The organism is Sphingomonas sp. CFBP 13603, from assembly GCF_014892665.1.
Classification (GTDB): Bacteria; Pseudomonadota; Alphaproteobacteria; order Sphingomonadales; family Sphingomonadaceae; genus Sphingomonas.
In genome coordinates this window covers 1-13,191 of sequence record NZ_JADBIA010000021.1, presented here as the reverse complement: position 1 = coordinate 13,191, position 13,191 = coordinate 1, and the positions used below count along the sequence as shown (strand labels likewise).

General features: G+C 57.9%; 14 protein-coding genes. 7 read left to right on the top strand and 7 right to left on the bottom strand.

What is annotated here, in order from left to right; all coding sequences use genetic code 11:
• Nucleotides 1–549 precede the first annotated feature (549 nt).
• The 3 genes from IFR23_RS19875 to IFR23_RS19865 all read left to right on the top strand — a co-directional run bounded on the left by IFR23_RS19875 (nucleotide 550) and on the right by IFR23_RS19865 (nucleotide 3,433).
• The gene (locus IFR23_RS19875; protein WP_192977292.1) at nucleotides 550–1,314 is read left to right on the top strand and encodes a Crp/Fnr family transcriptional regulator; all 765 of its coding nucleotides are present in this window, start codon (nucleotides 550–552) and stop codon (nucleotides 1,312–1,314) included.
• A 66-nt stretch (nucleotides 1,315–1,380) separates the two neighbouring features.
• Nucleotides 1,381–2,319: a diguanylate cyclase gene (locus IFR23_RS19870; RefSeq protein ID WP_192977291.1), complete on the top strand. Its 939-nt coding sequence runs from the start codon at nucleotides 1,381–1,383 to the stop codon at nucleotides 2,317–2,319.
• 622 nt (nucleotides 2,320–2,941) lie between these two features.
• On the top strand, nucleotides 2,942–3,433 hold the full coding sequence (locus IFR23_RS19865; RefSeq protein ID WP_192977290.1) for a MucR family transcriptional regulator: 492 nt from the start codon (nucleotides 2,942–2,944) through the stop codon (nucleotides 3,431–3,433).
• An 87-nt stretch (nucleotides 3,434–3,520) separates the two neighbouring features.
• Here IFR23_RS19865 and IFR23_RS19860 read toward each other — a convergent pair whose 3' ends face one another.
• The 5 genes from IFR23_RS19860 to IFR23_RS19840 all read right to left on the bottom strand — a co-directional run bounded on the left by IFR23_RS19860 (nucleotide 3,521) and on the right by IFR23_RS19840 (nucleotide 8,097).
• Entirely contained in the window at nucleotides 3,521–3,964 is a 444-nt protein-coding gene (locus IFR23_RS19860) for a hypothetical protein (RefSeq protein ID WP_192977289.1), read from the bottom strand.
• Nucleotides 3,965–4,354: 390 nt separating this feature from the next.
• Nucleotides 4,355–5,110, bottom strand: a complete 756-nt coding sequence (locus IFR23_RS19855) for a TadE/TadG family type IV pilus assembly protein (protein WP_192239369.1) — start codon at nucleotides 5,108–5,110, stop codon at nucleotides 4,355–4,357.
• Nucleotides 5,110–5,733 (bottom strand): TadE/TadG family type IV pilus assembly protein, encoded by a 624-nt coding sequence (locus tag IFR23_RS19850; RefSeq protein WP_192977288.1) that lies wholly within the window; start codon nucleotides 5,731–5,733, stop codon nucleotides 5,110–5,112. The genes IFR23_RS19855 and IFR23_RS19850 overlap by 1 nt, the downstream gene beginning before the upstream one ends.
• 249 nt (nucleotides 5,734–5,982) lie before the next feature.
• Nucleotides 5,983–6,318, bottom strand: a complete 336-nt coding sequence (locus IFR23_RS19845; RefSeq protein ID WP_192977287.1) for a hypothetical protein — start codon at nucleotides 6,316–6,318, stop codon at nucleotides 5,983–5,985.
• 60 nt (nucleotides 6,319–6,378) lie between these two features.
• Nucleotides 6,379–8,097: a pilus assembly protein gene (locus IFR23_RS19840; RefSeq protein ID WP_274599212.1), complete on the bottom strand. Its 1,719-nt coding sequence runs from the start codon at nucleotides 8,095–8,097 to the stop codon at nucleotides 6,379–6,381.
• Between the two features lie 647 nt (nucleotides 8,098–8,744).
• Here IFR23_RS19840 and IFR23_RS19835 point away from each other — a divergent pair.
• The 3 genes from IFR23_RS19835 (at nucleotide 8,745) to IFR23_RS19825 (ending at nucleotide 11,212) form a co-directional block, all read left to right on the top strand.
• On the top strand, nucleotides 8,745–9,422 hold the full coding sequence (locus IFR23_RS19835; RefSeq protein WP_244647458.1) for an antitoxin Xre/MbcA/ParS-like domain-containing protein: 678 nt from the start codon (nucleotides 8,745–8,747) through the stop codon (nucleotides 9,420–9,422).
• A 10-nt stretch (nucleotides 9,423–9,432) separates the two neighbouring features.
• Nucleotides 9,433–10,008, top strand: coding sequence for an RES domain-containing protein (locus IFR23_RS19830; protein WP_192977286.1), 576 nt, complete (start codon nucleotides 9,433–9,435; stop codon nucleotides 10,006–10,008).
• A gap of 796 nt (nucleotides 10,009–10,804) precedes the next feature.
• A complete protein-coding gene (locus IFR23_RS19825) occupies nucleotides 10,805–11,212 on the top strand; it encodes a single-stranded DNA-binding protein (protein ID WP_192977285.1) in 408 nt (135 codons plus the stop codon).
• A gap of 48 nt (nucleotides 11,213–11,260) precedes the next feature.
• Here IFR23_RS19825 and IFR23_RS19820 read toward each other — a convergent pair whose 3' ends face one another.
• Complete coding sequence (locus tag IFR23_RS19820) at nucleotides 11,261–11,932, bottom strand: hypothetical protein (RefSeq protein ID WP_192977284.1); 672 nt, start codon at nucleotides 11,930–11,932, stop codon at nucleotides 11,261–11,263.
• Between the two features lie 740 nt (nucleotides 11,933–12,672).
• Here IFR23_RS19820 and IFR23_RS19815 point away from each other — a divergent pair.
• Nucleotides 12,673–12,816 carry a hypothetical protein gene (locus tag IFR23_RS19815; protein ID WP_192977283.1) on the top strand — a complete coding sequence of 48 codons (144 nt, stop codon included), beginning with the start codon at nucleotides 12,673–12,675 and terminating at the stop codon, nucleotides 12,814–12,816.
• A gap of 39 nt (nucleotides 12,817–12,855) precedes the next feature.
• Here the strand turns inward: IFR23_RS19815 and IFR23_RS20070 are convergent.
• Nucleotides 12,856–13,191: hypothetical protein (locus IFR23_RS20070; RefSeq protein WP_206759268.1), on the bottom strand; the 336-nt coding region annotated here is incomplete at its 5' end.

The window sequence follows — 13,191 nt, the reverse complement described above, 5'->3', positions numbered from 1 at the left end:
GGTCGCTCATCCACGCTCTCCTCACGGAGCCTGAATCAGATCGCGCCTCTCACATCAATGGGTCCTGACCCTAAGGGCGAAATGACACCCTAAGCAGTCGGTTGGTGCTGAGCCATCCTCCGGTTCTGAAGCCGAGACATAGCGATATTGAACCACCCCGGGTCTACCGGAGGCGTACGCAAGACTACTGATCCGGTGCTGTTCAGCACGTAGGTCAGCAATCCCGTCAAGCGCTTCGAGCGACAGGAACTCTGCGGTCGACTCAAGCAGGAATTCAAGTTCTGAGAACGGTTAGTCAAAGAGAGGGGCCGGCAACAAAATCCGTAATTATTACCAACATATGTTAGTCTGATATCAAGAACATAGGTTTTTGCATCGAATTATGTTATCAAAACGACTTGTTTACAGAGGCTTGAATTAACTGTCTGAATATTATTCATCAATATTTAATTTTGTTGCGTTATGGTAGATTAATTCAAGGCAGAGTTTGATACCGTTATCATCATATAGAGTGCACGCGATCCCGCCTTGCATTTGGTGGGATCGATCATGAGCATAGCCAACATCAGTCCGCTCGTTTGCATGGTCGACAAACTTGCGCTCCACGCGCCTATCTCGGTGGAAGATCGGGTCAGCCTGCTCGAACTACCGTACGCGTCACGCTTTTTCGAAGCCGGCAGTTATTTGCTTCGAGACGGCGATACGCCTGACCATTGCGGCATGTTGGTTTCGGGTCTCGCCTTCCGCCATAAAATCAGCGTGGAAGGCCTACGCCAGATCGTCTCGATCCATATCCCCGGCGAGATCTACGATCTGCAACAGCTGCACCTCGCCACTGCAGACAATAATGTGCAGGCCCTGACACGGTGTGAGGTCGTGACAATACCCCACAAGGCGCTGCGCCGGCTCGCGGCGGAACGCCCCTCGGTCGCACACGCGCTCATTGTGACAACGATCGTGGAGTTATCGATGTCGCGGGAATGGTTGCTTGGTATCGGACGTCGCGACGCGCGCACGCGCCTGGCCCATTTGCTGTGCGAATTCGCTTTCAGGCTCGACAAACACGGCTTGCCGCCCGGTCAGGCATACGAACTGCCGATGACGCAGGAGCAACTCGCCGATACCCTTGGTTTGACCGCCGTTCATGTCAACAGGATCTTGAAAGGTCTCGTGAACGATGGCCTTATTGCCCACAGCAAGCGCGGCGTGACTATTCCGGATTGGGAGGTATTGGTAGCGGAAGGGGGCTTCAACAGCCGATATCTGCACATGAACCCATCGGATGCGACAGTGCGGCCACCTGACCATGCGTAGGAGATCGAGGGTTTCTTGTCGCCGACAGCTTGTAGCAAATGTGTTGGTACCATCGGGTAGGTCACGGTGTCCTTGAAGGGCGCGCCGGGCCTCATCACATCCCCCAATCCTGATCGCCGCAACGCGCCGGCGAAATGGTCGCCACTCGAAGCGGCGCTGCGCAGATCAACCGATCTGAACAAGGCTGTAGCTGCAGTCTGGCTGACCTTGATGTGGAGCGCAGTCCTGGTCGTGGATGATGCGACAGGACCACATCTCTCTCTGAACGCTGTATATCTGGTGCCCCTGTGTTTTACCGTATGGTGCCTTGGCAGGATTGCCGGTCTCGTATTCGGCCTCATCGTGGTCGCCATAACCCTGCAGCTCAACGGCTTTGGTGATGGCCTAACCGCGCAGGCCTCGACCGTTTCAACGTCGACCGCCGCCTGGAATGTTGGCGTAAGGGTCTTCGGCGTGATGTTTATCATTCTGTTCGTCGGAGCTTTCCGCCGAACCTTCGATCAGGAGCGGGCAAACGCCCAGATCGACCCCCTGACCGGGCTAGGTAATCGTCGGGCGTTCAAAAGGGAGTGCAGCAGCCTGGAACTGGCTAGTGCACGGGATAATCGGATACTCCTGTGTGGGCTGATCGATGTGGACGATTTCAAGTCGATCAACGACCGCTATGGCCACGCCGCAGGAGACGATGTTCTGAGTATCGTGGCAGATGCCCTTCTCTCGGCCGTCCGGCCCTATGACGTGACCGCCCGCCTGGGCGGCGACGAATTTGCATTCTGCCTTGCCGTTCGCGACACGGTATCCGCAGAAAGGAAAAGCCGTAAAATCCACGACGCCGTCATGGCTGCGCTCAGTCAGGCAGATTATGGCGCTACCTGCAGTTTGGGAGCGGCGACAGGCGTAGACGTGGCGGGGACACTGCGCGTAGCCGATCAAACCATGTACCGCGCCAAAGACGCCGGAAAGAGCAAATGGGCTTTTGAAGTGGGCCCACTAAGAGAGATGTGAACTCGGGCGCCAGCGCGTCGTCAGAACGCGCCCAGAACGCAACGCCCTGCAGATAGACTTCTTATCGCTGCGACAGACCGACTTTTAACGGCAGACAAATTAGACTTGTCCTGCCCCGGATTCTGACGGACAGCTAAGACCTCAAATGTCATGGCCTGAAGGTTCAAAGAGCATGGCCAATATACTGGCAGCGCCGTTGCATAGGCTCAACACCGTCTGCATCTCTGCTGCATCGATCAGCGTATCTGTTGCAGCAACAGATCGGTACACCCCAATGTTCACATCAGAGTCCTGTACAGTACCTGCTCTCGCGGATGGCGTTCGGTACATTCTTGTCGTGACGCGGCAGGCCGTCGAGACAGCGGCCGGTAGAATTCTCGATGATCTGGAGTTTCATGCTTGGGTCGTCGAGAACGATGAACGCATCCGAACAATAGGTGATCACGTTCGACCAAAACCTACCGCCAAGGGGGCCCGCGTATATATCAAAAGTCACCACTTCACCTGAATGCCTTGAGGGCATCTGGATTCGCTATCAGCAAAGCAGCAACAGTGCCTGGACCATTGAAAATGGTCCGTATCGAATCTACTTGCCCCCTCCCCTGACAAAAATGAGATTTTGATGAGCGATGACATCAGCGCAGTTGAGCTGGCTGCCGAACTGACCGCCGCGTGGCTGGCAAATCCAAACACCCGAACCAGCGCGGATGACGTCCCTGCGTTTCTGATTTCGATGCATGCAGCGGTAGCGCAATTGTCGGGTACAGCGGCTCCGGCAACAGCCGAAGAGCCGATGCAAACCTTCGAGCCTGCCGTCACAGCGCGCAAATCGCTCTCGTCGCCAGATCACATCATATCGATGATCGATGGCAAGCCGTACAAGACACTCCGTCGCCATCTCTCGACCAATGGACTGACCCCCGAGGAATACCGCGCGCGCTATAACCTCAAATCAGATTATCCGATGGTAGCGCCGTCTTATTCGGAGGCGCGTCGGACCATGGCAAAATCCATCGGCCTTGGTCGCAAGCCTGGCCAGACCGTGCAAATGCCCGCTGACGAGGCCACGGCTGCGCGGAAGCCGCGTGCCCCCAAGGTTGCCGAAGAGGCTTGAACCCAAACCAGGGGAGGCGCGATCGCCTCCCCTCACTATCTCGATCGCTATTACAGTTTAAAGCAATGGTGGCACTAAACCGCCTTTTCAGCGGTTCCGGTAATTTGCTGTCAGGCAGTATTTCGCGCAAATGGCCGTGCACCACCTGCTTGTTAAACGGCTTGGCAACAAACGGGGCCTTTTCGGGCATCTCTCCCGCCTTGGGTAGAACTTTATATCGCGCGCGACATGGGCGTGATCCAGCTCCGCAACCCCGGCCTCAGCATGGCCGACGCGATGACCGCGACGACACGCGAGGATTAGGAACTCAATTACAAGCTCGCCAGTCAGGTCGAGCGCTACAAGTATGCCGACCCTCTTGAGGAGATCGTCCGGCGCTCCCTTGAACGGGGCCGCGACCAGGAGCCATTCGCTCGACGCATGTCGGTACGGGACGCGGCGCACGAAATCGCCGTTGTCGAGCCGATCGCCCACAAGCAGGCCGAACGGAACGTCGAGGATATCCAACCCGATAATCCGAATATCCGACATGGTACTTCTCCTCCATTCGAACTGAGCAGATTAACTCCGAATCAGCCGTGGGTGGAGTGCCGTCCACGGCATCAGTTGCGGACGCTCCGGCTTCGCGGCATCTTCCCATGTGCGAGCATGGGTTCATTCGCCGATTTGGGGAATGACAAGCTGCCTATTTGCAATTGAAGGTGCCGCGGTTGAAACGGTCATCCGCGAATACCTAAGCTTGTCGGACGCACTGGCGTGCGAGCTTGCTCAGGCGACAGTATTCAACAGGCGTGATACCGGCAGAAGCCTCTGCATGGATCTTGGTGTTGGCGTCGATGGGCCTAAGGTAGTCAAACCCGCTCGATCAATGAACCGTCAGCAGACCTTGGTTAAAGGCGTTTCAACGTCCGGTCTTCCCCGTTAGGCTGGAATGGAGGTCAGGTTTAGCCGACAGTCCGAGCGGGACGTTCCGCTTCGCGCGCCGTCGTTACGCAGCGAGTATGAAGTCCTTTGTCGGACATTGAATGCTTGGAGCCGTTTAATCGTAAGGTTGCCCAGATAATTTATCGGCACAATCGGTTGATATACGTACACTACTTCGGCGACCATGACAGCGGTACCGGTCGAAGCAGAGATCAAGTTTGTTGATGGACCCATGCCCGATATGAGCGACTTAGTCTCTACGGCCCCATGATCGTCATTCACGGTGCTGCCAATATCGGTAACCGCCGCCCCATTAACGTCGAGCGGAAATCCGTAGCTTGATACAACTTTTAGTGCGCCTGCGCATCTCTGCCAACGAACCCACTGCCGGTAGCCATTCGGGTTAGTAGAGGAGGTGCTTCCTGCTCCACCGGTAACATTGGTTCTCTGCTCAAGGTCCGACAGGATTATCCGTCCGTTTGCTGCAAAGCCAATAGGCTCGCCGATCTTCTTGGCACCGACCATAAGTTCGTTGATGTCGGCCTCGTCAATCGAGGTTCGGACTCTCCCAGCGTTGTCAGCGACCGTCATCGCGATCTGTGAAATCCGCAGATTAGCGCTAACGTAGTTTGCGAGTTCAAGTCCGCCCAACCCTAGGAGAAGCAGGACCGGGGTAACGATGGCAAACTCAATGAGCGCAAGCCCGCGATTATCGTGAACGACACGAGCTAAGTTTCTCGGCAGTTCGGACATTAAGAACATATCACTGCAGGATCGGCCTGGGATGCGTAAGGCTGGTTCTTCATCATAGCGGTAGCGGTGACCGTCTCGGTCGCCGACCAGCCTAGCAATTTCCGCATCGGAACAATTTCCGGATATGTGACGGTAGCGGTGTAGTAGACGATGTCGTCAGACCCGCCGGTTCCGTTCAGGCCTGAGTCGGCGTCCCAAACACCGTTGCCATTCTCATCTTCGAAGCAGTCGCCCTTGTTGTAAACGCCGATAGGCGCTGTATCGGTCGTTATTGGTTCCGGCTTACCGACTTTGGAGAATGCGTCATAGCTGGATGGTACGACGTTGACCGTTGCACCGGGTAGAATAGCTCTGATTTGCGATGTTATCGACGCCTTGATCGTTGCGACAGTCGTCGTCGTTCCTACGGTAACTTGCCTCGCAGACTGATCTATCGCGCCGGCGAGCTGAATGCTGATGTATTGGCGAAAGCCGAGACCAAGCATTGCCATCATCATGATGATGAGCGGCATCGCTACGATGGCAAATTCCACCAAGGTCGCGCCACGCTCATCCTGGCGTAGATTCTTGAAACCGCGTATTCTGGACGTCATCACTGTGCACGTTCCGACGTCCAGGCCCATGCCATGGACGGTACGCGTATCACGCCATGGCCGCGGATAGTCTTGGTACCAATGCATGGCCGGAGGGGGCAAGATGAGGTTAGAACCAGAGACATCCTAGCTCCCTAACAATCAGGCCTTAATAACTCGTCATCGAACGTCGTGGAGCGCCTGCTGCAACAGCCAAAGCGATTGCTCAGCGGCGAACGATAGCATTGGAACGAGGCCGCCGAAATTGCGCCGGTCCTGGATGCGAGGTCGGTGACGCCGCTAAGGTTTCGGGGCGACAAAAGCGTAGCGCTGTCGAGCTTTGTCCAGACTCAATGAGATCTGCTCCTCACCTATCAAATGTATTTTCTGACGAATCTTTGATATGTGCATTCTACATACATGGATAGATTTTTCTGATACGTCGTGATTAAGCAATATAACCATATCTAGAATACTTAGGCCGGATGCACCGGCATCAACCAAAGCAATGACGATCTTGGCCTCCGCCAATGTGAAGTTTACTGTTGCAGTCTTTGAGCGGAGGAAGTGTCCTGAGGCGTCTAGGGTGAGGTTGCCTGAGGCCCTGGGCTCTGATCCATCGTGAACGATCTTCATCACCGTCTCATCCCACGGATGTTTTTTTCTCTTGCTCAAACATGTCGCGTACCGACGTCTTCATTGTGTCAATCGAAGGGCGCCAATGTTTTTGCCGATCTCGACGAACTTAGCCAGCAACGCATCGGAGTTGGCGGAGGTCGATGCCTGGCCGACGTTGCTCGCGCAATTTTTTAGACTCGTATCGAGTTGCTGCGCAAAGCCTACCACCCAGACCGAGTAGCCCATCGTCTTCGCCTTGGAGCACAGCAGACCGAACCGCTGCTTGTGACGCGCAAGCTGATCGTCCTCGTTGGAGCTGCTCCCGCCCGGCGTGACCCGTGCATCGAGTTGCTCGATACCGTATCCGGAATAGAGGCTTGAATATCCGGTATCGAAGAGGCCATCAGTCATGAAAATGATGTACTTCTTAACTGGCATATTATTGTATGTGTCCGGATTGTTGCTTCCGAATATACCTCGTGAAGAAGCCCAGCGCGCGCCCCACATCATACCGAAGTCATGATACGTCCCCCCGTCGGGGGTCAGCGTGTTCAGATAGCTTGAAAGCGCTTCTCGCGTCCACGCAGTCATCGGGGCCGCGGGAGCGGGACAAGCAACCTGAGGCTTGCGAATTTCCGAACTCCCGCCCCAATCGTAGGGAAGATACTCGACTTCCGGCCAGTAGGGGCGCCAACGCGTCTCGTCAGAATTCGGTATGAGATCTATGTCGAGGTCGTACGCACCCGGATCAATGCTCGTCGCATTTGCGGCCATTTCTGATGTTTGCCGCTCCTCTGTGCAGCCGGCCCAAGCCGTGGAGTAGCGGCTGGGGGTATAGTAGTCGGCAATGGGCGTTCTGCCACTGTTCGACCTACTGGCATCGGATGTGCCCACCTTCGCATTGGCGTCCCCGTCACGTCCCGCAATACGAACGATCTGGCCGTTCAGGTAAGGGCCAACGTCCATCTTGCGGGCGCCGTAGCTAAAGTATTCGCAGAGGCCGCTGCCATAATCCCACGTTCCGTATCGCGCGTTGCACGTCTGCTGACTCGTGTAGGCATAGGTCTGCGTGCGGGTCTGATAAGTTGCCTGCGAAACCATGTATGACGTGTTCGCAGCCCGGATCGCACCACCTACGTTTACTGTACTGGCATAGGGGACGACGCCGTAGCGAAGTCGCATGCCGGCTGCCTGAAGGTTTGTCTGCACGGTCGCGAGTTGATCGTAAAGTGCCAGAACGGCCTTCCGAAGCGCGACGATCTTCGTGTCCGCATCGGTCGATGTCGCCTTGTCACGCATCGATCCCGTCGTGTCCAAAACCAGCACAACGTCGGTACTCACGAAGTCCTGCTTTGCGTTGCATGTGACGCGGATCGGGATGGAGTTGAAGCCAAAAATCCTCATGATGGTAACTGGGGTAGTCGATTCAGCATTCAGCACAACGGTCTGACTTGATCCGCTGGTACTGGTGATCACCGGGGTGAAGGGGGTCGTCCCAAATGTTCCCTGCGGAAAGTTGAAGTTAAAGAACTTCTGCGTCTCGGCAGTTACGGCACTGTCGATCGAACCGCTGGTCATAGCACGACGGCCTGCAAGAACTGCTGCATCACACGCGTTCTGAAGCGTCGTTCTGGCCGCGTATGCACGCCCCATATCGACACCCGAGCCGATAACGGCCAACAGGATCATGATATAGAAGGCTGTCAGCGTGAGGACGTTACCCCGTACGTCCTGGTGAAGCCTTCGAAGCACTCGGAGCGCATATAAGCGCGGGTTCAGATGCGGGAGATTGATCATGGCTTAGCAGGAGACCCTTGCCGACGAATGCAGCGCCCCGAGCAGATAAGCGAAGATGGTTGCAGCTAGGTAAACGGCAAGGCGCGATAAAAAGCGATAGACGTTGGTTTCGGCACGCGGGAACTTGATTGAACCAGCCTACGGTAAATCGCAATTTCAAGCCGTCACGATACGAAACCCGCCCGGTTGCATCAGCCAAAGGCGGTAAAAATCCCGGGATTTTTCAATGAAAAGCCTAAGAGCCCGACCGAAAATTGAGTTGAGCGATTTCAGAGGAAGCCGCCACCTGCCACGAACATATGCGTGACACTGCAGCGGCGCATTACATTCGCGAGACCGGCCGTTCCTGGATGCCGTCGACCGGCAACCGCATTTCGCTTGGTGTCGCGTCAGCGGCCTTCGCCCCGCGCGGCTTTGCCGCAGGAGGCTACCGACCTCCTCACGGAGCGGCTGGTCCGGCTCAATCCGTTCAGGCCGTGGCCATTGCTGGCGCTTCCCGTTGAACAGGGCGGCCAGCCGCAGCGCTCGTCGTGCGAGCGGAGGATGGGTACCGTTTTAGGGCTCGTACAGATTAGTTGCTCAAGTCCGGTGGAGGCTGGACAATCCGTTCAATCTGCACTATCTATTCAATTAATTCGGAGGCGATCATGAATGAAGCAGCGTTGACGTTGGATGTGGTCGAGATGCAGGCAGTCCTACGTGGACGCAATCCGCAAGCCCCGGCCGCCGAGATCAAGACCATGGCCCGGATCGTCTCGATCGCAGTGGACGTCATGTCGGGCTTTCCTGCAGTCGATCTGCGCGGTGTCGCGCGCGAGCATAAGCTGCGCGCTGCGCTAGAACAGGTCGCTCTCCAGTTCACGCCGGCTGCTACGGTGAAAGGCGAGCCTGTCGAGCAGACGCGAGGCAGCGGTCTTGGTGAGGTGATCAGCCTTAGCGAAGGGCGCGCCCGTGTCGCCGCTTATGCGGCCCCAAAAGCGATCGAGGACTGGGCGGGACCAGTGGGTGGTGCGAGCGACATCGAGGCGCAGATCGGCGTCAAGCGAACGACGCTCAACACCTGGTACAAGCAAGGCGCGATCATCGGTCTGCTTCGCGGACAGCGCAAGCTGGCCTATCCACTCGAGCAGTTCATCGACGGCCGTCCCCTCCAGGGCATCGCCGACGTCCTGGCGGTCGCGCCGGACGCGCGATCAGCATGGCTCTGGATGCGGCAGCCGCATAGCGCGCTGGACGGAGAAACACCGCTGGCGGCCTTGCACGCCACGCAGCAGGATAAGGTCAGTGTCATCGCCTTGCGGGACTTCCACCGAGACATCGACTAATAGGGCAGCGGTGGTGCTCGATCCGAAAATCCTCACATCGCTGACCCGCCGGATCGAGCCAGCTGACTATCTGCGGGTCACGCCCTGGTCGCTGCGCAGCACGCCGCTCGGCATGGGCTTTGGCGAGACCCGCTTTGCCAGTCCCACCAAGGCTTTCAGGATCCTCTATATTGCCGAGGATCTCGCGACTTGTCTCGCCGAAGCGATCATCCGTGACCGTTTCGAGGGAAAGACCGTCCGCGAGCTGGCGCAGTCGGACATCGCCGATTGGGGCGTGTGTGCGGTTTCGGCGACCCGGCCGCTCCGGCTGCTGACGCTGCGCGGCGACGCCTGTTTTAAGCTTGGCATCTCGACCGACATCGTCGGCGCCAAGCGCCACGATGAGGCGCGTGCCCTTAGCCAGGCGCTGTATGAAACGACCGATCTCGATGGGATCGTCTACCACTCCCGGCTCCGCAAGAAGACCTGCATGGCGATCTACGACCGTGCGGTGACGCCTAGACTGAGTGCGCAGGCTGTGGTCCAGCTTGAGCGGCTCGCCGCTTTGGTCCCTGCCCTCAAGACCCTGAGGACCACCCTGATCTGACATATTGAAGGTTCCGGCTGAGGACCTCCGAGCGTCTCCCGGCTGCGCCGGGACCATCGCTCTATTTCACTGTGCGTCACCGAGCCCCGTAGGTCTCGGCGCATCCGAGTGATGATCGACAGACGGGAGCGCTGGCCCAAAACCTGTTTCAGCCTCGGAGAGATTCCGTGAGGCGAGGACGGAGCCTACCCGGCCACCTCCCTCGGTTGGGGGGCATGGCCGTCACGCCGCTACGATTGTTGACGTGGCGTCCTGCTTGCCCCCTGTTGAAAGCCTCATCGGCATCACGACAACGGCCCTATGGTCTCAGCCGCCTGGCGGGGCGGATCGCGTCGCGACCAACTTTCAGCACATATCGACGGGGGTACGGCGCGCGTGCCTGGCGCAGGAAGGCAATGCCAAGGTCCATGCGACGACCGCCATCCCCGGGAAGCAGCCCTCGTACGAACGGCGCGAGGTGTTGGCAGGCAGGGTATCAAGCTGCCCGTGGTGACGGATCGAGGCACGACATTGCCAGCAGATGCGACACGGTGGTCCTGCAAACGGTTCCAGATCCGTTGCCCGCCAGTGGGGTCCATCCCCTCTCTTTCTTGAACGACCTAATCCGGCCGTCCATCCCCTCCAACCCGCGATCTATCGGACCGAGTTGCCGCTTCGCGGCTGCCCGCACCACTCCTTCGATCGGGGTTCCCCTTCAGCGTCTCCGCGCTTTCGGTGGAGAGGGCGTTCTGGCCGTCTTTTTTGGTGTTCAGTCGAGGGGGAAGGACCCCCGGCGAAGCAAAAAAGGAACGTCGAAATGCAGAACCTCGTCATCCTCGCCGGCAACGTCGGCGCCACGCCCGAAGTCCGCACGACCCAGGGCGCCACCAAGATCACCCAGTTCAGCCTCGCCACCTCGCGCCCCAAGCGCGACAGCGAGGGCAAGATCCTCAAGGACGACAGCGGTCGCCGGGTCGAGGACACCGAGTGGCACCGCATCACCTGCTTCAACGGCGTCGGCAAGACCGTCGCGCAGTATGTCGACAAGGGCCAGAAGGTCATGGTCCGGGGCCGCATCCACTACACCAGCTGGACGGACAGCGAGAACATCGAGCGCTACGGTGTCGAGATCATCGCCGACGAAGTCACCGTCCTCACCTGGGGGCGCCAACAGCAGGGCGATACGCAGGACCAGAGCGATCTGGACGACGATGTGCCCTTCTGATCGAGGCAGGCACGGCCCGGAGCCAAAGCTCCGGGCCTCTTCTACATTTTAGAATTTGCGGTCCCGGTTATCCACCCAGCCGTTGTTCGTGAGCACCACCGTGGTTTTCCCCTCAAGCTTGTCGCCTGTCGCTTGCTTCAGGCTCGGAAAGGCCTCGATCATCGCCGGATTGGTCGCCCAGCTCGCCTGATCCTTGACATGATAGGTATACGCGACCGACGAGAACATTGCCCCGAACGCATCGCTCGGCTCGGTGAACTGCGTCACCTCGTCTACCACGGGCGTACCATAGCAGAACTCGCTTCCGTAGGGATTGCCATCAGGCGATTTGACAAACGCCTTCTTGCCGTCCTCGGTCAGATTATAGATCTTTACCGCTAGTTTTTCATCGGCGCTGCCCCAGCTACCCTTGGTATCGATCGTTCCGGTTGATGTGCTCGCCAATCCAGCTTTAACCAGCGCATCGAACGACCGGATCCTGTCCTCGAAGTTGGACTGCCCCGCAGACGCGGTCGGCATTGCAACATACGCTGGATACGGTGTGCGGTCATCATCATGCCCGGTTGCCTTTGTGGTGCTTGTCGGCGCGTTGATGCACATCGGCTTCTTTTCGAGATAGGCGTTGATCGCCTTTTCGAAATTACCTTCGCTGGCCTTCTTCGGATTGCTGCATCCAGCAAGCAGCACCATCCCGGCACATGCCACTAAACCAATTCGCATTCATCAGCTCCCGATGTTGTTTACGCTGACGAGAGAATTGGCGAAACCTGTGACGATGAACAGCCCATAATTAATTTGAGTTTGTAGCAAGGAGAGCTGCAAATGTGGGTGTCTCCCTGCGATGCCGGGACCGTCGTTCTATTCCGTGTGCGCTCTACCGAGCCCGTGGCCGGTCTCGGCCCATTCGGGTGACGATCGACTGACGGGCGCACGAGCGCGCAGGAAACGTCTTTCTCAAGAACCGGCAATTGGTTTCAACCCAGGTAAGAGTGCCACTGCCACATCGAATTCCCCCGATCGCTATTCAGGCGCAGTGGCCTGGCGGAATCAGGCAGCGTCCCGTCTCTTCCGAGGGGCGCGCGTTGGGCGGTCCATCGCCAACGCAAGCGAGGCTCCGGCCGGCGTGCTTACTCCGCTCTCAAGGCGCAATCCTTGGGCTGGCTCAGGACCTTACGGTGCGATCAACCGCACCGTTTTCCCCGTGAAAGCAGGTGCATGGAGAAGCGCAGAAGGCGCGTGGGGCAGGCGTTCCCCTGCCCCATCACCGTCGGAAGGCTCTGTCGTCGACGGCTGTCCATCGTGACAAGCGGAATTGGCCAGCGTCAAGGATGCATGGCCCCTCCAATTTGCTCCGCAAAACGGTTCCTCCATGCCCCTCTTCGCAGCCGCCTCGCGGTCCTGTGACCCCGACCTATTCCGCTCGTCAATCCGCCCCTGTCGTAAACGAACAGGAGGTTCAGATGCACACTCAGACCGCACGTACCCGGATTTGGCTCACGGAACTGGCCCGCATCCAGGCAGAAATCGAGGAAAAGGGGATGCCTGAGACACCCCGGCCCGCACGCAAGCAAGCTCGCAAGCTCAAGCCGCTCTGGGAAGAATGAGGCGACGGGGCGGCGCTGCCGCTCCACTTTCGTCCTGTCTCACGCAGTCACCGGGATAGGCCGCAATATTCCCCTTATCGAGCCAACCACGCCGATCTCTTCCAGTTTAGGTAGCGGTTGCCACGTGTGACGACACGCCGAAACCTCCGTCATGCCGTGTTCGTCACAGGTGGAGTGTCCATTTTCGCTCATGCCAGCGCCGAGACTGAACCCTGTCTCCAAACCGCCAGAACCGGGTTTCTCGCGTGTGGGGACCTGCACGAACAAGTGTCCAGCATTCGCTCGTCGGCAGTTCGACGATCCGGTGAATGTGCGCGGCATCGACATGATAGGTTTTGCCGGGAAGCCGGTGAACGCGTTCGCTGTGCCAACCGC

What these genes read in the sequence shown, in the direction of transcription:
- IFR23_RS19875 (WP_192977292.1), top strand. Translation starts at nt 550, where the DNA reads ATGAGCATAGCCAACATCAGTCCGCTCGTTTGCATGGTCGACAAACTT.
- IFR23_RS19865 (WP_192977290.1), top strand. Translation starts at nt 2,942, where the DNA reads ATGAGCGATGACATCAGCGCAGTTGAGCTGGCTGCCGAACTGACCGCC.
- IFR23_RS19860 (WP_192977289.1), bottom strand. Translation starts at nt 3,964, where the DNA reads ATGTCGGATATTCGGATTATCGGGTTGGATATCCTCGACGTTCCGTTC.
- IFR23_RS19855 (WP_192239369.1), bottom strand. Translation starts at nt 5,110, where the DNA reads ATGTCCGAACTGCCGAGAAACTTAGCTCGTGTCGTTCACGATAATCGC.
- IFR23_RS19850 (WP_192977288.1), bottom strand. Translation starts at nt 5,733, where the DNA reads ATGGGCCTGGACGTCGGAACGTGCACAGTGATGACGTCCAGAATACGC.
- IFR23_RS19845 (WP_192977287.1), bottom strand. Translation starts at nt 6,318, where the DNA reads ATGAAGATCGTTCACGATGGATCAGAGCCCAGGGCCTCAGGCAACCTC.
- IFR23_RS19840 (WP_274599212.1), bottom strand. Translation starts at nt 8,097, where the DNA reads ATGATCAATCTCCCGCATCTGAACCCGCGCTTATATGCGCTCCGAGTG.
- IFR23_RS19835 (WP_244647458.1), top strand. Translation starts at nt 8,745, where the DNA reads ATGAATGAAGCAGCGTTGACGTTGGATGTGGTCGAGATGCAGGCAGTC.
- IFR23_RS19825 (WP_192977285.1), top strand. Translation starts at nt 10,805, where the DNA reads ATGCAGAACCTCGTCATCCTCGCCGGCAACGTCGGCGCCACGCCCGAA.
- IFR23_RS19820 (WP_192977284.1), bottom strand. Translation starts at nt 11,932, where the DNA reads ATGCGAATTGGTTTAGTGGCATGTGCCGGGATGGTGCTGCTTGCTGGA.
- IFR23_RS19815 (WP_192977283.1), top strand. Translation starts at nt 12,673, where the DNA reads ATGCACACTCAGACCGCACGTACCCGGATTTGGCTCACGGAACTGGCC.